At 70.5% G+C, this 16,960-nt stretch carries 16 protein-coding genes; 9 read left to right on the forward strand and 7 right to left on the reverse strand.

Features of this window, described 5'->3' with window-relative positions; translation table 11 throughout:
* Entirely contained in the window at positions 1-879 is an 879-nt protein-coding gene (locus tag G7043_RS13755) for a LysR family transcriptional regulator (protein WP_166045996.1), read from the reverse strand.
* A 92-nt stretch (positions 880-971) separates the two neighbouring features.
* On the opposite strand from G7043_RS13755, the gene G7043_RS13760 reads away from it, so the two are divergent.
* From G7043_RS13760 to G7043_RS13780, 5 genes are all read left to right on the forward strand, one after another.
* Positions 972-1,994 carry a pyridoxal-phosphate dependent enzyme gene (locus tag G7043_RS13760; protein WP_207311133.1) on the forward strand — a complete coding sequence of 341 codons (1,023 nt, stop codon included), beginning with the start codon at positions 972-974 and terminating at the stop codon, positions 1,992-1,994.
* The gene (locus G7043_RS13765; protein WP_166045998.1) at positions 1,991-3,121 is read left to right on the forward strand and encodes a M20/M25/M40 family metallo-hydrolase; all 1,131 of its coding nucleotides are present in this window, start codon (positions 1,991-1,993) and stop codon (positions 3,119-3,121) included. The genes G7043_RS13760 and G7043_RS13765 overlap by 4 nt, the downstream gene beginning before the upstream one ends.
* A 73-nt stretch (positions 3,122-3,194) precedes the next feature.
* A complete protein-coding gene (locus G7043_RS13770) occupies positions 3,195-5,228 on the forward strand; it encodes a discoidin domain-containing protein (protein WP_207311134.1) in 2,034 nt (677 codons plus the stop codon).
* A gap of 121 nt (positions 5,229-5,349) precedes the next feature.
* Positions 5,350-6,003: a response regulator gene (locus tag G7043_RS13775; protein ID WP_166045999.1), complete on the forward strand. Its 654-nt coding sequence runs from the start codon at positions 5,350-5,352 to the stop codon at positions 6,001-6,003.
* Positions 6,000-7,061, forward strand: coding sequence for a sensor histidine kinase (locus G7043_RS13780; RefSeq protein WP_166046000.1), 1,062 nt, complete (start codon positions 6,000-6,002; stop codon positions 7,059-7,061). The genes G7043_RS13775 and G7043_RS13780 overlap by 4 nt, the downstream gene beginning before the upstream one ends.
* 5 nt (positions 7,062-7,066) lie before the next feature.
* Here the strand turns inward: G7043_RS13780 and G7043_RS13785 are convergent, their stop codons facing one another.
* From G7043_RS13785 to G7043_RS13805, 5 genes are all read right to left on the reverse strand, one after another.
* On the reverse strand, positions 7,067-7,474 hold the full coding sequence (locus G7043_RS13785; RefSeq protein WP_166046001.1) for a DUF5955 family protein: 408 nt from the start codon (positions 7,472-7,474) through the stop codon (positions 7,067-7,069).
* Complete coding sequence (locus G7043_RS13790) at positions 7,471-9,111, reverse strand: hypothetical protein (RefSeq protein WP_166046002.1); 1,641 nt, start codon at positions 9,109-9,111, stop codon at positions 7,471-7,473. The genes G7043_RS13785 and G7043_RS13790 overlap by 4 nt, the downstream gene beginning before the upstream one ends.
* A gap of 10 nt (positions 9,112-9,121) precedes the next feature.
* On the reverse strand, positions 9,122-9,670 hold the full coding sequence (locus tag G7043_RS13795; protein ID WP_166046003.1) for a hypothetical protein: 549 nt from the start codon (positions 9,668-9,670) through the stop codon (positions 9,122-9,124).
* A 103-nt stretch (positions 9,671-9,773) separates the two neighbouring features.
* Entirely contained in the window at positions 9,774-10,538 is a 765-nt protein-coding gene (locus tag G7043_RS13800; protein ID WP_166046004.1) for an MHYT domain-containing protein, read from the reverse strand.
* A 220-nt stretch (positions 10,539-10,758) separates the two neighbouring features.
* Positions 10,759-11,310, reverse strand: coding sequence for a DivIVA domain-containing protein (locus tag G7043_RS13805; RefSeq protein WP_166046005.1), 552 nt, complete (start codon positions 11,308-11,310; stop codon positions 10,759-10,761).
* A gap of 90 nt (positions 11,311-11,400) precedes the next feature.
* Here G7043_RS13805 and G7043_RS13810 point away from each other — a divergent pair, with 90 nt between their 5' ends.
* The 4 genes from G7043_RS13810 (at position 11,401) to G7043_RS13825 (ending at position 15,894) form a co-directional block, all read left to right on the forward strand.
* On the forward strand, positions 11,401-11,781 hold the full coding sequence (locus G7043_RS13810; protein ID WP_390827114.1) for a YchJ family protein: 381 nt from the start codon (positions 11,401-11,403) through the stop codon (positions 11,779-11,781).
* On the forward strand, positions 11,778-12,473 hold the full coding sequence (locus G7043_RS13815; protein WP_166046006.1) for a hypothetical protein: 696 nt from the start codon (positions 11,778-11,780) through the stop codon (positions 12,471-12,473). Before G7043_RS13810 ends, G7043_RS13815 begins: the two co-directional genes overlap by 4 nt.
* A gap of 119 nt (positions 12,474-12,592) precedes the next feature.
* Positions 12,593-15,040 (forward strand): hypothetical protein, encoded by a 2,448-nt coding sequence (locus tag G7043_RS48280; protein ID WP_242642244.1) that lies wholly within the window; start codon positions 12,593-12,595, stop codon positions 15,038-15,040.
* Between the two features lie 62 nt (positions 15,041-15,102).
* Positions 15,103-15,894: a carboxylesterase family protein gene (locus G7043_RS13825; RefSeq protein WP_313887856.1), complete on the forward strand. Its 792-nt coding sequence runs from the start codon at positions 15,103-15,105 to the stop codon at positions 15,892-15,894.
* Here the strand turns inward: G7043_RS13825 and G7043_RS13830 are convergent.
* A complete protein-coding gene (locus G7043_RS13830) occupies positions 15,878-16,882 on the reverse strand; it encodes a GDSL-type esterase/lipase family protein (protein ID WP_166046008.1) in 1,005 nt (334 codons plus the stop codon). The two genes, G7043_RS13825 and G7043_RS13830, sit on opposite strands and share 17 nt — an antisense overlap.
* Between the last annotated feature and the right edge of the window lie 78 nt (positions 16,883-16,960).

Genomic DNA, 16,960 nt, shown 5'->3' on the forward strand with positions numbered 1-16,960 from the left:
TCAGCCGTCCTGGCTCCGCAGGGCCGTGGTGAAGGCCTGGATCTTGGGCTGGCCGGTTGCGCCGCGCCGCACGGTGGCGAAGATCTGCCGCTCCGGACGGTCGGGCAACCGGCGCACCACGACGTCAGGACGGTTCCGGGCGCCGGCGAGGTCCGGGAGCAACGCCGCCGCGTGGCCGCGTTCGACCAGTCGCAGGTGGATCTGCAGATCGGTCGAGGTGTAGCGGACGTCGGGCTCGAAGCCCGCCTGCCGGCACACCGTGGTCGTCCAGTCCCTGGCGGTGGTGCCGACGGGTTCCATCACGAACGGGCGCGACGCCAGGCCGGCCAGTGATCGGCGGCTCCACCGGGCCGGGGTGACCAGGCGGAGTTCGTCGGTGAGCAGGTCCTGCCGTTCGGTCGCGTGCGGGCGGGGCAGGGGATGGCCCGGGTACTCCTCACCGAGGACGACGTCGAACTGGCCGGCCATGAGGGAGGGCAGGGCGACCTCGGGTTCCAGTTCGGTCACCTCGACGCGCAGGCCGGGGTGCTGGTGTTCCAACTGGGTGAGGGCGTTCGGCACGAGGGCGAGCACGGCGGTCTGGAAGGCCGCGACTCGCAGCGTGCCGACGTTCTCGCCCAGCGACTGGGCGAGTGCGGCTTCGGCCCGTTCCATCTCCTCCAGCAGCACCTCGGTGTGCGTGACGAGCAGGTCGGCCTGCGCGGTGAGCCGGACTCGGCGGCCGGCCGGTTCCAGCAGCCGCACGCCGGTCTCCTTCTCCAGTGCGGCGAGTTGCTGGGAGACCGCGGACGGGCTGTAGGACAACGCCTCGGCGACGGCGGCGATGGTGCCCCGGCGGGCCAGCTCGCGCAGCAGTCGCAGGCGCCGGAGGTCGAGCATCGCGGACTCCCTCAACGCAACAGTTCTGCTTCACATTATCGCGCTTGATTCCGCGCTGGACCTGTTGAGTCAACGGGCTGACGATGGTCCGCATGAAGTGGTACTGCTCGCCGTCCGCCCGGGACTGGACCAGCCCGTTCACACCGGGGAACGCCCACGCGTTCCACCGGTCGCTGCCGGGGTTCGCGCCGACGCCGCTGGTGTCCGTTCCCGAGATCGCGGCCGAACTCGGGGTCGGCCGCGTGCTGGTGAAGGACGAGTCGTGGCGGCTGGGACTGCCGGCGTTCAAGGTGCTCGGCGCCTCCTGGGCCTGTCACCAGGTGCTGGCGCGGCAGCCCGGCGTCGCGCTGGTGACCGCGACCGACGGCAATCACGGCCGTGCGGTCGCTCGCATGGCGGCGCACTTCGGTGTCGAGGCGATCGTGTTCGTGCCGGAGGTGACGCTGCCGCAGACCGCTGCCCGCATCGCCGAGGAGGGCGCGCAGGTCGAGCGGGTGGGCGGTGACTACGACGCGGCGGTCCGGCGGGCCGCCGAGTTCGCCGCCGGGCAGCCGGGCCGGGCGCTGGTCCAGGACACCGGCTGGGACGGCTACGCGCAGGTGCCCGCCTGGATCGTCGAGGGCTACCAGACCCTGCTGGAGGAGATCGACGCCGACCTCGGGGCGCCACCGGACCTGCTGGTGGTGCCGGTCGGGGTCGGGTCGCTGGCCGAGGCGGTCGTCCGTCACCACCGACGTCCGGGCGCCGCCCACCCCGGCGTCCTCGCCGTCGAACCGGACACCGCCGCGTGCCTGCTGGCCAGTCTGTCCGCGGGCAGGCCTGTGCGGGTGCCGACCGCGGCAACGGTCATGGCAGGCCTCAACTGCCCCACGGTCTCCAGTTCCGCCTGGCCCGTGCTGCGCGCGGGGTGCGACGCGGCGGTCGCCGTCAGCGACGCCGAAGCACTCCGCGCGGCCGACGACCTCGATCGGCTCGGCGTTTCCTCGGGACCGAGCGGCGCAGCCACCCTCGCCGGCGTCCGCGCCGCCCTCGCCGACCCACAGCGGCGGGCCGCTCTCGCCCTGGGCGATGACGCCGTCGTGGTCCTTCTCAACACGGAAGGACGCACCCGATGACCCGCACCGTTCTGGAGTTGCTCGACCGGCTGGTCCGGATCGACTCGGTCAACCCCGGCCTGGATCCGGCCGGCGCCGGTGAAGCGGAGATCGCGGGCTTCGTCGCCGACTGGGGACGAGCCGCTGGACTGCGGACCGAGATCATCGAGAACACCGCGAGCCGGCCCAGCGTCGTCCTGCACGGCGGGCGGAACACCGGTGGCCGCAGGCTGTTGCTCTGCGGCCATCTCGACACCGTCGGGCTGGCGGGCTCCCGTGACGCGCTCACGCCGCGCGTCGACGGCGACCGGTTCCACGCCCGCGGCGCGTACGACATGAAAGCCGGGCTCGCCGCCGCCCTCGTCGCCTGCCGCGACGCCGCGATCGCCGGCATCGACGGAGAGGTCGTCGTCGCCGCGGTCGCCGACGAGGAACTCGCCAGCCTCGGCGTCCAGGACGTCCTCGCCCACCTCGACCCGACCGGCATCGACGCCGCCGTCGTCACCGAGCCCACCGAACGACAGGCCGGCACCGCGCACCGCGGGTTCGTCTGGACCGAGGTCACCGTCACCGGCGTCGCCGCCCACGGCTCGCGCCCGCACCTCGGCGCCGACGCCATCCTGGCCGCCGGCCACCACCTCGTCGCCTTCGACCACCTGGACCGGCAGCTGCGCGACCGGCCGCACCCGTTCCTCGGTCCGGGCAACCTGCACGCCTCGCTGATCACCGGTGGCACCGAGGAGTCCACCATTCCCGACCGCTGCGTGTTCACGGTGGAACGCCGCACCCTGCCCGGAGAGACCCTCGAACGCGTCGAGGCCGATGTCGCAGATCTGCTCGAACGGTGCCGGCCCGCCGACCCGCGTCTTGAAGTCACCGCGCGAACCGTGCTGTACCGCCCCGCGATGGAGACACCGGTCTCCACCCCCGTCGTGCGCATGCTGCTCGACGCGGCGGGTCCCGGCACGACCGTGGCGCCGATGTCCTATTGGGCCGACTCGGCCTTCCTCTCCGACGCCGGCATCCCCACCGTCCTCTACGGACCGGAAGGGGAAGGAGCCCACGCCGACGTCGAATGGGTCAGCCTGTCGGGCACCAGCACGGTCGCGACCGTCCTAACTGGTCTCGCCCGGACGTTCTGCCGCTGAGCGGTGTTCGGCCGCATGATCAACTCCGAACGGCTGATTGAACGCGCGCAAGATCAAGATACGGTCTGCAGAAGTGAAGCGAAGACCACTGGTACGGCCCGTTTTCCTGGCGTTGATCGTGATCGCCGCCGCGGTCGTGCCCCAGGTCGCCAAGCCGGAGCACGGCGAGGGCGGCGCGCACGACCACCACCGGCACCTGGAAATCGCCGCGGCCGCAATGATTCCCACCGCGCCGAAGCTGCCGAGGGACGGCTGGGTCGCCACGGCGAGCAGCGAGGAGTCCACTGCGGACAACGCTGCCGCGCGGGTGCTGGACGGGGACCGGGCGACGATCTGGCACAGCCGGTGGAGGACGGCGTCGTCGTTGCCGCAGTGGCTGACGATCGACCTGCGGACGGCGCAACGCGTCTCGGGACTCGTCTACACGCCGAGGGCCGATCACCGGAACGGACGGATCGGCCGGTACGAGATCCGCCTGAGCCTGGACGGCACCGCTTGGGGCGCACCGGTCGTGACCGGCATGATGGCCGACGACGAGACGGTCAAGACGATCGGCTTCGCGGTGAGCAGCGCGAGGTACGTGCGGCTGGTGGCGTTGTCGGAGGCCGGTGACCGCGGGCCGTGGGCGAGCGCGGCGGAGATCGACCTGCTGGGTGATCCCGGACTGCCACCACCGACGCAGGGTGATCCGAGCGTGGCCGGGGTGTGGGGGCCGACGATCGGGTTCCCGCTCGTGCCGGCCGCGTCCGCGGTGTTGCCCGGCAACAAGCTGCTGACGTGGGCGGCCTACGCCGTCGACAACTTCGGTGGTGCCAACGGTTACACCCAGACCGCGGTCATGGACCTCACCACCGGGCAGGTCAGCCGGCGTCAGGTCGCCAACACCGGGCACGACATGTTCTGCCCCGGCACGTCGATGCTCGCCGACGGCCGCATCCTGGTCACCGGTGGCAGCAATGCGACGAAGTCGAGCATCTACGACCCTCGCACCGACGCGTGGTCCAGCGCACCGGACATGACGGTCGGCCGCGGCTACCAAGGCCAGACGACCCTGTCCACCGGCGAGGTGTTCACGGTCGGGGGTTCGTGGTCCGGTGGACGGAAAGCCAAGGCCGGCGAGCTGTACTCGCCCAAGACGAACAAGTGGCGATCGCTGCCGAACGTGTCGGCGGCGCCGTTCCTGACGGCCGACCCGGCGGGTGTCTACCGCGCGGACAACCACGCGTGGCTGTTCGCGGCGAGCGGCGGCCGGGTGTTCCACGCGGGGCCGAGCGCGAAGATGAACTGGGTCGACACCGCGGGCCAGGGGAAGGTCACCGACGCGGGCACCCGTGGGGACAGCCGGGATGCCATGAACGGCAACGCGGTCATGTACGACATCGGCAAGATCCTCACCCTCGGCGGGGCGCCCGCGTACGAGAAGGCCGATGCCACGAAGGCCGCGTACACAGTGGACATCACGGGAGGCACGCCGACTGTGCGCAGGACGGCTGACATGGCGGCGGCGCGGGCCTACGTCAACAGCGTCGTGCTGCCGGACGGCACCGTGATGGTGGTCGGCGGGCAGAGCTATCCGGTGCCGTTCTCCGACCAGACCTCGGTGCTGGTGCCGGAACTGTGGAACCCGGCGACCGGCAAGTTCACCAAGCTCGCCACGATGGCGACCCCGCGCAATTACCACAGCGTGGCGAACCTGCTGCCGGACGGCACCGTCTTCTCGGGCGGCGGCGGGCTGTGCGGCAAGTGCGCCACCAACCACCCGGACGGCCAGATCTTCGTGCCGCCCTACCTGCTCAACCCGGACGGCTCCCGCAAGCCCCGCCCGGTGATCACCGCCGCGCCGGTCGCCGCGGCCGGCGGAGCTGCGGTCACGATCGGCACGGACCGTGCGGTGAAAGGGTTCTCGCTGGTGCGCATCAGCGCGGTGACCCACTCGGTGGACAACGACCAGCGCCGGGTGCCGTTGTCGTCGACGGCGATCTCGCCGACTTCGCACCGGGCGGTGATCCCGTCCGATCCGGGGATCGCGCCGCCGGGGAACTACCTGCTGTTCGCCCTCGACAACGTGGGCACGCCCAGCGTGGCGGCGCAGCTCAGGATCGGGTGAGCCGGGCCGGCGCCACAGCGCCGGCCCCGCCACCTGGCTGGAACTCGCCGGCCGGTCGGGGGGACGGCCCTCGCCAGTCCCCGGATGGCACGTCCGGGCTGGTCTCGCGGACACTGGTGCCATGGTTCGCGTGATCGTCGTCGACGACGAGGAGCTGGTGCGTTCGGGGTTCCGCCTGATCCTGGAGGCGGCGGGGGACATCGAGGTCGTGGCGACGGTGTCCGGTGGGCAGGCGGTCAAGGAGGCCGCTCTGCACAAGCCCGACGTCGTGCTGCTGGACATCCGGATGCCCGACGTCGACGGCCTGACGATCCTGCGGCAGCTGCGCGGTTTTCCGAAGCCGCCGGCGGTGGCGATGCTGACGACGTTCGACTCGGACGAGTACATCGCGACGGCGCTGCGCTCGGGTGCGGCCGGGTTCATCCTCAAGGACACCGCACCCGACCAGCTCGCCCAGCTCGTCCGCACGCTCGCCGCCGGCGGTGTGGTGCTCTCCCCGAAGGTCACCCGCACGGTCGTGGACGGCTATCTCGGCTCCGGCGCGGGCTCACCGGAGGCGGTGCAGGCCGATCGGCTGACCGAGCGTGAACGCGCGGTGCTCGTGCTCATCGCCGAGGGACTGTCCAACACGGAGATCGCCGCCCGGATCCACATCAGCGTCGGCACGGTGAAGGACCACGTGTCCACCATCCTCACCAAGCTGGACGTCGGCAGCCGGGTGCAGGCGGCGCTCGTGGCACAACGCGCCGGACTGCTCGACGGCGGTACCGCGTGAACCGGGCACGGCTCGCCGACGCGGGGCTGATCGCGGTCGCCGCCGTCGAGTCCGCGCTCAACTGGCCGGTCGAACCGCTGGAGATCGCCGTGGCGGTCGTGGCCGTGGTGGCGCTGGCGTTCCGGCGGCGCTGGCCGATCGCCGCTTTCCTGGTGACGCTGCCCGCGCTGGCGTTCGTCGGCGGGGCGCTCGCGACCGTGTTCGCCCTCTACTCCGTCGCCCTGCGGCATTCGGACCGCTACCTGCTCACCGGTTGCGGCGTGCTCGCCGCCGCCGGATACCTGGTTCCCGGCGGGGAGTACGAGTTCTCGCGCATCGACTTCGTGCTGACCCTCATCTACGCGGTGATGACCTCCGCCGCGCCGATCTTCTTCGGCCGGCTGGTGCGCGCCCTGGACGACGTGCGGCGAGCCCACGAACACGAACGGGAGCTGGACGCGCAGGCGGTGCTGGCCAAGGAACGCAACCAGCTCGCGCGCGAGATGCACGACGTGGTCTCGCACCAGGTCAGCCTGATCGCGGTGCAGGCGGGCGCGCTCAGCGTGTCCACCACCGACCCGAACGCGAAGGTGGCCGCGGAGAACGTCCGCAAGCTGTCCGTCGACACCCTCGACGAGTTGCGGCACATGGTGAACCTGCTGCGCGCGTCGGGAAGTGCCGTCACCGAGCTGACCCCGCAGCCCACCCTGTCCGATTTGGACAGACTGGTCACCGGCAGCGGCATCGAGACCACCCTGACCGGTGCCGCGCCGGACAACGTCGACTCGGCGTTCCAGCGCACGATCTACCGCACCATCCAGGAAGCGCTCACCAACGTCCGCAAGCACGCTCCCGGCAGCACGGCCGCGGTCGAGATCGCGCACGACGACACCGATCTCACCGTCACCGTGACCAACACCGCGCCGACCCGTCCCACGCTGGCACTGCCGAGCGCGCGGCACGGCCTGGTCGGCCTGCAGGAGCGAGCGGCACTGCTGGGCGGCACCATCACGGCCACTCCGGTCGCCGGCGGCGGGTTCCGGCTCCAGCTGAGGCTGCCGCTCGCGCGTTCGAACTGACCGGGTCAGCTGCCGAACGCCGAGTCCACCGCCTTGGTCAGCTCGCCGACCGTCTCCACCAGCGGGGTGACGGGCCTGACCAGGTTGGTGATCCGCTCGAGGGTCCGCGCGATCACACCGCGGTCCGGCTCGTCCGACTCCAGCTCGTCCTGCAGTTCCGCGGCGGCCTCGTCGGCTTGCTCGGCCGCCGTGTCGGGGAGTTCCGCGCGGTGGTGTTCCAGCAGCGCCATCAGCTGGGCCATCAGCTCACCGGTCAGCTGTTCGCCGGTCGCCGGTGCGGTGGTGAAGCTCTGGCCGTGACTGATCGCGCGGGCGTTCTGGCCGACGGCCTGGTTGCCGACGTTGCTCACGCCGCCGGACTGTTGGATGCCGTAGTTCGGCGAGCTGTCCGGCATGGGTTTCCCTTCTGTCACGCCGGTTTCCCGGCGGCGGGTTCGGGTGTGGCGAACTGCGCCGTCGCGGTGGCCTCGCTGCCGACGGCCTGGTTGCCCACGTTGCTGGTGCCGCCGGTCTGGATGATGCCCTGGTTGAGGATCGTCATCTGGCGGTTGCGGAACTCGGTGGTGTCCACGCCGCGCTCGTCGAGGAAGTCCAGCAGCGTGGCCAGCACGTGCCGTTCGATCAGTTTGAGGTGCTTGGCGGCGTCGGTCTTCTGGAAGTAGTTGTGGTAGTTGGCATCCGTGGCTTCTTCACGAACGCTGAACCGGGCGCCGTAGCTGTAGCCGAGGTCCTGCTGGGCGATCGCCCGTTCCACGGTGCGGTGTCGCTGCCAGCGCCAGTAGAAGGTGGCGTCGCGCAGCACCCGGAAGGGGGCGCGTGGCACCGCGCTGGACACTCCGCTCGCCGCCCGTGCCAGCAGCCGGCCGATCGCGCCCGCGGTGAGCAGCGGGCTGATCCGGTCCACGTCGTGGTACTGCTGCCACAACGGGCCCAGCACGGTCCGGTCGCACTGCAGGTAGAGCAACCGCCCGTCGGTGGAGAAGTGCAGGAACGTGCTGGCGACCACCTCGCCGCCCCAGGAAGGGACCTGCGCGCACAGGTAGTGCCGCGCCGAGCCGTGCGGCCGCGCGGCGAGCCGGGCCAGGTCCGCTTCGGACAGGTGCTGCCCTGGCGCCTGGTCGCGTTCGGGCAGCAGGGCCGGATGCATGGTGAGCGCGTTGCCACTCACGAACGCCCGCTCGGTGAGGAACAGCCCGGGCAGCTCGTCCGGTTCCACCGCGATGCCGGCCAGCCGGTCCCGGACGTGAGCGACCAGCTCGACGGTGTCGAGCGGGACCACGCTCTCCTCATCGGAGTCGCTGCGCAGCAAGGGCAGGGCGAACGACCACGTCGACACCAGCGGGCCGTGACCGATGAACGGGGTGAAACCGTCGTAGACCGTGACGTTGCCGCGTTCGGCGTCGTCGATCGCCGCCAGCCGGTCGGACAGCCACGCCTGGGTGGCGGGCAGCGGCGGCGCGGCGTCGGGGCTGAACGTGGCGCGGGTGAGCTCGCTCAGCAACGTCTGGCGGATCTGCCACTCGCTCCACACCACCAGCCCGTACATCACCAGACCGATCAGCAGCGCGAGCCACGGCAGGCCGACCAGCCACTCCGCGACCGGTGGCTCCGGGTCTGGAGTTCTCCGCGTCGGCTCCGGGGCGTCGCCGAGCGCGGACACCGTCGTCACGGAGATCAGCAGCAGGATCACCAGCACCAGCAAGGCGAACACGGCGTCGCGCAGCCGGCGGGACGCCGCGGCGCGCCGGGCGAGACTGCCGCCGATCGGCAGGATCACCAGCAGTGCGATCAAAGTCCACAATGGAGAGAGGATCAGCGCGAGCGCCGTCGCCACGAGCAGGCACCAGTCCCGCACCCGGCGTTGCCGGAGCCCGGCCAGCGCGTGCAGCAGCACCGGCCGCGACGAGAACCCGACCGACGGCGCCGCCGCGTGCAGGTCCTCCGTCAGCAGTGCCCTGGTCATCCGCGCGGCGAAGCGCTCGTCGGTCCTGGCCGCGACGCACAGGTACCGGGTCGTGTCGTCGGGGGAGAAAGCGGTTGGCTGGCTCATCGATCCCTCTTCACCAGAACGACTTCGGTGCGTTGACCCGGCGTTCCCTGCCGGTGGGAGTCCGGCGCCGCATGACCTCGACGATGCCGAGCACCAGGCCGAACAGCACCCCGAACGAGGCAGACGCGCCGAATTGGCTCAGCAAGAACACTTCCGGCTCGTCGGTGTAGAAGTACTCGAGAGCCGATTCGTCGTTCAGCAGCACCATCGCCACCACCGAGGAGATCAGCCCGGCGCCCACCGCGCTGAGCGTCGTCAGTCCCAGAGTGGTGACGAACAGACCCGCGCCGCCCGTCCGCTCACCCAGCCAGCGCGGCACCTTGAGCAGCCCCGCGATCGCGAACGCCACGAACAGCACGGTCCGCAGGTTCCCGAACCAGAACAGGAACGGGCCGACCTGATCGACGTCCACGTGCCAGCGCGGGTAGGACATCAGCACGGTGACGAACCGGCCGGAGGTCTCGATGTCGGACAGCACGATGAAGATGTCCCGGTACAGCCACGGGTTTCCGACCAGCAGGACGAAGCCGACCACGACGGCGACGCTCGGTGTCAGCACACGCGGTAAGTGAGGTTCCCCCTGCCCGGCCACATCCAGCAACTTAAATCACGTGCCTGTGCCGCGGCGACGGCCGATCGGCGTAGGAGTGGCGCGGGTTTCGTCAGCGGCCCGATTCCGTGCGACGGAGAACTCGGTCGAGCAGTTCGGCGTCCTCGCTGCCTTCCTCGTCGGACGAGGTGAGGGCGAGCAGGAAGACGATCAGCACGCTGAAGCCGGCGCCGCCGATGATCAGGGACGTGATCAGGTCCTCGGAGTTGCTGATGACCACGGGGGCGCTGTGGTCGTGGGCCATGCTCATGGCGGACATGCCGGTGTAGTGCATGCCGGTGACGGCCAGTCCCATCACCAGGGAGGCACCCAGCACGGCGAGCGGGCCGCTGACCTTCCTCGTGAACCACAGCGCGGCGGTCGCGGCCACCACGGCGATCACGACGGACAGCGCCACGATCGCCATGTCGTAGCCGACGTCGGCACCGATCTCGATCGCCGCCATGCCGGTGTAGTGCATCGCGGCGACACCGAGGCCGGTGACCAGACCGCCGGCCACGAGCGGCCAGAGGCGCTCGTCGCGTTGCCGCAGGGCCAGGAGCAGGCCGATGCCGACGACCACGATGGCGACGATCATGCTCAGCAACGTGATGGGGATGTCGTAGGCGACGGTCGCGCCCATCCACGTGCCGAGCATCGCGGTGAAGTGCATGGCCCAGATGCCGAGGCCGCCGATCGACACCGCGGCCACCGTCAGCCACCAGTTGCGTGACGCGCCGGTCGCGTTCCGCGCGCGTTCACTGGACAGAAGTCCCAGCGCGGATCCCAGACAGGCAACGAGATAAGCCGTGATCGGTGTGAAAGTCCCCAGGTCCATGAATGGATGAAAACATTTCACATCTATGGAATCAAGACCACTGTGGACAGTCGACGGACGTCAAGATCCGGCCGGATGGCGTGGATCAGCGGTGATAGGACGGTCGCATGTGTCGTGAGGGCCTGGATTCGGTGCTGCGCATAGTGATGCTGTCCGTGCGCAGCGCGCGTCGCAGGCCGGATCGGGACTCTTTGGATGTCCCGGTCCGGCCGCCGAGTTTCTAGTCGACTCTGGCGCTTTCCACTTTCGCCTCCGCGATGATGCGCTCGGCCTCGTCGAGGGCCACGTTGCGCAGTTCCGCGAGGGCGCGCATGGCCTCGGCTCGGCGCGCCGACATGGCGAGCCGGAAGTCCTCGCGAATCTCCTCGCGCTTGTCCGCGGCCTCCTCATCGAGCTTCCTGGCGCGCTGCTCGGCCTCGCCGACGATCATCAACGCCTTGAGCTGCGCGTCCCGGACGACGTCACGGCGCTCTTCCTCGGCCAGGGCGACCATGCGGGCCAGCCGTTCGGGCAGGCCCTTCAGGTCGATCGGGGTGAGGCAGATGCGGTGCAGGCCGTCCTGCAGTGCCGCGTTCTCCTCCTGAATCGACATCAACCTGCTGGCCAGCGCGTCGGCCCGGGCTTCTGAAGCGTCCCGGTCCGCGGTGACCAGGCGCAGCTCGGCCTCCAGCTCGGCGACGTAGTCGTCCACCTCGTCGCGGTCGTAGCCGCGCCAGCGCAGTCCGAACCACGTGCGCAGCGGTACGAGCTCTGTCCTGCTTTCGACACTCACTTGCCGTCTCCTCTGCCTCCCGCGAGTCAGTCTTGACTGGGTGTACGTACGGGGTGCGGCATCGGTTCTAACGGGTTCACCAGGCATGATGTGTGCGTGAACAACAAACTGTGCCCCTGTGGTACCGGTCAGTCCTATGTGGACTGTTGTGGTGCACTGCACTCCGGGGCCCGCACCGCGGCCACCGCCGAGCAGCTGATGCGTTCGCGCTACAGCGCTTTCGCCGTGTCCGATGAGGACTACCTGCTGCGCACGTGGGCCGCGAGGAACCGCCCTTCGAGCGCGGGCATCGACGCGACCGACCGCTGGTTGAAGCTCGAAATACTGGCAACTGAGAACGGCGGAATGTTCCACAGCGAGGGTGTCGTGGAGTTCCGGGCGCACTACGTCGGGGGCGTCGTGCACGAGCGGAGCAGGTTCGTCCGGGAGAACGGCCAGTGGGTCTACCTGGAAGCCGAGGGCGACTCATGAAGGTCCTGAGCCGGTTCAACGGTCCACCCGGGATGGGCAACGGCGGCTACTCGGCCGGTCTGCTCGCCGCGCACGTCGACGCCGGCGCCGTCAGTGCCGTCAGTGCCGTCAGTGCCGTCAGTGTCCGTTTGCGCAAGCCCGTGCCGCTGGACCGCGAGATGGAGGTTCGCGACGGCCAGTTGCTCGACGGGGAGACCGTGATCGCGTCCGCCGAGCCTGCCACGCTCGATCTCGACGTTCCGGCCGCTCCGACGCTCGACGAGGCCCGCAGGGCCGCCGCGAAGGTGCCGTGGCGCGACCGGCACCCGTTCCCGACGTGTTTCGGGTGCGGACCTGGTCGTGAGGACGGCATCGCCGCGCTGCTCGGCCCGCTCGACGGGCGCGAGGAGTGGGCCGGCGTGTGGCGGCCTGCTGACCTGCTGCCGAACGACGGCACGAGCGTGCTGCCGGAGATCGTCTGGGCGGCGCTGGACTGCCCTTCGGCCCAGCCAGTCGCCCCGGACGGCGGTCCCGCGTTCGTCCTCGGCACGTTCGTCGCCCAGCTGGAGCGGCCGGTCGAACTGGGTGTGGACCACTTGCTCCTTGCGTGGGAACTTGGCCGCGATGGACGCAAGGCGTACTCCGCGTCGGCAATCATCGGCCCTCACGGTGTGTGCGGACGAGCACGCGCCGTGTGGGTATCGATCGGATGAGACCAAATAACCCGACTGGGTGACAAGAGTGCTCCGCGTCTTGATAGCGTGCACCACCGTTGCCCGGTTAAGCCGAAAGGGCGAGTGAACGGGATGGCACGGAGGTGATCAGGCGCTTGATGGGCCGACGTGCCGCCGCCCATGGCGACCAGCAAACACAGACCCAGACCGCGGCTCAGAGTTCGGAGCAGTACGCGAACCCCGCCCTCGACATGGATCTGTACCCCGTCGAGCAGCCACCGGCAGCAGCGGTACCGCAGCCGGAGCCACAACCCCAACGAACGCCGTTCGCGGCGAGTTTCGTCGGGGCGACGCTCGTTGTTTCCGCACCTGAGGGCCCGAGCCAGGCGGCTTCGGGACTCGCCCGCACGCTTCCGGTCGATCGTGGCCGGACCGTGGTCGTGGTCGACTTCCCGAGCGGTGACCAGAGCACTTTCTGGCCGCACGTCGTGTCCGCGCTCAGCGGCCGCGGGCCCATCCGGCTCGCGGTGTCGCACGCGGGCACGATGCGCCCGACCGCGCCCGCGCAGTGGCTCGCGGAGCAGCTCCAGGCCGAGGTCGTGGCCCCGGACGGGGTCCTGACCACGGTGCCGGGTGCCGCGTTCGTCGTGGGCACCCAGGGCTACGGCAGCTGGCTGCGGTTCCAGCCGAACGCGTCGCCGATGCCGTACGGGCGCCGCTTCCCGGTGCCGCAGTGGGAGGCGATGGACCCGAACTCGCCGTGGCCGACCGGCGAGATCGGCATCTCCGAACCCATTCCGTCCGGGCTGTGGTTGCGCGCGCAGCAGCCGCCGTTCGACCCGTCCGCGCAGGACTCGCGGCCGATCGTGGCGCTGCCGTGCCGCGACAACGTGCTGACCGTCGTCGTCGGCGGGCCCGGCCAGTCGTCGATCCCGACCGAAGAGGTCGTCCGCCTGCTGACCGCGCTGCCCCAGGCGGCTCGGTCGCGCGTGCGGCTCGTCCCGTACGGCATCGACACCGGTCTCGGACAGCTGGTCGCGGACCAGGTCGGCGAGCCGATCGCGATGTTCACCGGTCTGCCGACCGGCAACCTGCGCACCGGCGGGCCCGCCGTGATCGCGGTCGACCCGCGCGGGCAGCAGACGTGGCGGCCGTTCGTGACCGAAGTCACGTGCACGCCGAACGAGACCGTTCCGGTGGTCTCCGGCTACCGGACCCCGGTGCCGGGCCTCTCCGAGGTCGAGCCCGGTGTGTTCGCGCTCGGCGACGGCGTTGTGCTCGAGGTCGTGCCCTCAGGTCTGTGGGTGCGTGAGCAGGACGAGCCGTACAACGCGGCTGAGGTGCGTTCTCAGCCCGTCGACCCGGAGTGGGCACGTCTGACCGTAGGCACTCCTGGACGCACCACGCCCGGTGCGGTCGCGGTGCACGGCGCTGCTCTCGTGGAACGTCTTGAGCCCGAGGTGCGCAAGCTGCTGCGTCTCGTGTTCTGCGACGCCACGGTGTCGCCGCCCCCACCGCCTCCGCCACCCACCGCACCCGTTCCCGCGGCGTCCGTTCCCGCGGCGAGCGACGCGCTCACCGGCAGCCCCGCGCAGATCGCCTCGGCGCTGAGCGCGGCCGCGCACGCGATGTCCGCGCGTGACCCCCAGGACCACGGCACGGGCTTCTTCACCCCCGTCATCCCGGCCGAGTCCGAACCGGAACGGCCCGCCTACGCGGGCATCGAACCCGGCCCGGCCGTGGCGTCACACGCGCTGGACGACCCGGACGAGGCCGCCTTCCCGTCGGACGACCCGGACTCCGCTCCCGTCCGGTTCCGCGTCGACGGTCCGCTGCCGCCGCAGCCGCTGGCCTCGTGGGAGGCTCCGCCGGACGGCAGCGGCGAGCGCGAGACGGTGCCGCCGGACCACGACAGTTCGGACGCCGAACGCGACACGGTCCGCAGGGCCTTGGGCGAGCGTTACGGCGTGCACGCGGCGACGGTGTGCCGCCTGCTCGCCCAGCGTCCGGACGCCGAGGAGGACCCGACCGCGTTCGAGGCCATGGTCACCGACCTGACGGCGCTGCTCGCGTGCGTGTCGCAGGACGAGGAGATGGTCGTCGACACGCTGCGCATGGGCCGCCTCGGCCGGTTGCGCCCGTACGTCGCGTGCATCGTCTCGGGCCTGAACCGCCTGCCGGTGCACTACGGCGTGGCGACGGTGTGGGGCATGAGCGGCCCGACCGGCCCGCGTCGGTTCCGCAGCGGTGACGTCCTGGTCGAGCACGGCCTGCTGGACGCCATCGCGAACCCCGCCCAGCGCGTCGAGGGCGCCACCGAGTTCCTGCTGTGGTCGGTCACCGGCCGCCGGGTCGAGGTGGCGGACCGCGTCGCCGTGGCCACCGAGGAACGCGTGATCTTCGCACCGGGCACGCCGTTCCGGGTGCTCGCGGTGGCCGAGGCCGAGGGCGATCACCCGCAGCAGGTGCTGCTGCAGGAGATGGCCGGACCGGCGGCGGACCAGGAGATCGCCGGGATGCGGCCGAGCGTGCTGTCGAAGCTGGAGCGGGCGGCGGCGAACCTGCGGGTGCTGCCGGTGTCGCACCAGGTGTCGGTGCAGGCCTGAACGCACATCTGGGCATCAGGTACGCGGAACCGCCGGTCGGCCCGCTGCGCTTCCACCCACCGGTGGACTGCGACGGCGAGCCGACCGGCGCGTTCGGCGACGCGCACACGTTGAACGTCTGGTCCGCAATGGACGGACCGGTCATCCTGTGGATTCACGGCGGGGCGAACACCGTCGGCTCGTCCGCACAACCGGAGTACGCGGGTGATTTTCTCGCGAGCCTCGGGGTGGTGTTCGTGAGCTGCAACTACCGGCTCGCGGCCGACGGATACGGTGCCCTGGAAGGCTTTCAGCACAACCGGGGCCTGCGGGACGTCGTGTCCGCGCTCAGGTGGATTCAGCGCAACATCGCCCGCTACGGCGGAGATCCGGGCAACGTCACGGTCGCCGGCCAGTCGTCCGGGGCGCAGACCGTCGCGAGCCTGATGGTGATGCCCGAGGCTCGCGGCCTGTTCCACCGGGCGATCGCGCACAGCCTGGCCGGGCGGTTCTTCACCCCCGACGAAGCCGTCGAAGTGCAGCGGGCGGCCGAGCTGGACGTGCTGTACCAGCCGATCGTGGACGGCGACACGCTGCCGCGATCACCGCTGGAAGGCCCGTACGACGTCGATCTGCTGGTGTGCCACACCGCCGACGAAGATCCCGAACTGTTCCAGCGGCCGACCACACGGTTCGCGGACGAGCACGGGCGGGCGTTCCGGTCGATCTACGCCAGGACCCCGGCACATCACGGCGCGGACGTCCCGGACATGTTCCGCGGCGACATCGCCAGAGCGTGGGCGAGTTTCGCCCGCGACGGTGATCCCGGTTGGCCGCGGGAAGAGCTGAAGCGCTGGGTCAACTCTCCGTCGTGAGGCCGAGCGAGCCGTCCAGCCGCGGCACGCACGCGCCGTCACGCTTGTCGGCCGCCAGGAACTCGGTGAGGCACCGGCCGATCTGCTCGTGACCGCGCGCGTTGGGGTGGAACGACTCCTGCAACGCGTGCGACGAGCGTTTGTCGTCCTTCAAGCTGTCCCACTCGACGGTCAGCCTGGTGAACCACTCCTCGTCGGTCCTGGAGCCGCCCACGCACGCCTCGTGGCCCTCACCGGCGCGGGACAGGTCGAGGAACCGGGCGTTGACCTTCTCCGCCGCGGTGCGCAGACCGTTCGACAGCTCCGGCACGGCTTCGTCGACGACCCAATCCAGGTCGGTGGTGCGCAGCGGGCAGCCGGACAGGTTCTGCAGCGAGCGCGGCATCTTCGGTGACACCGGCGCCGCGTACGACTGCACGACGAGCTGGTACGACGAGTCGAGGTAGCTGGAGTCGCGCATGGTCTGGCGGATGGCCTGCAGCGTGTTCTCGACCTTGGGGACCATCCGCCGCACGCGCTTGGACCACTCCGAGGCGACCGACGACGTGCAGTCGCTGCGCTTGCCCCACGCCTCGAAGCACTTGTTGAGGACCTCGGCGAAGCGCGGGTCGTCGTTCGCGCCGATGGCCACGACGATCGCGACGACCTTGTTCTGCCCGGCGATCTGACGCAGCTTGGGCAGCTGCTCGTTGCGCAGCTTGTCGGAGTTCGCGCCCGAGCAGGCCAGGTTGATCTTCTGGTCGGCCTCGAACACGGTTCTCATGATCGACGCCTCGCGCGAGCGGTGGCACCAGTTGCCGCCGGCCTCACCGTTCGTGCCGGGCTCGTAGTCGCCGGCGCCCTCACCGGACATCGTGCTGTCGCCCAGCGCCACGACCGCGGTTCTGGTCTCGCGGTCCGGTTCGGAGGGTGGTGGGAACGGGTGGTCGCTCACGATCAACAGGATCGTGAGCAGGCTGATCGCCGCGAGGGGCAGGACTCTGCGCATCGCGCACCAGTTTACGGGGCTGGCCGAATGCGAGGGAGATATGGCGTTGCCGCCCCCACTTGTCGTGAGGAAAGTGGA

Origin of the sequence: Lentzea alba (assembly GCF_011067745.1) — a bacterium.
GTDB classification, from domain to species: domain Bacteria; phylum Actinomycetota; class Actinomycetes; order Mycobacteriales; family Pseudonocardiaceae; genus Lentzea; species Lentzea alba.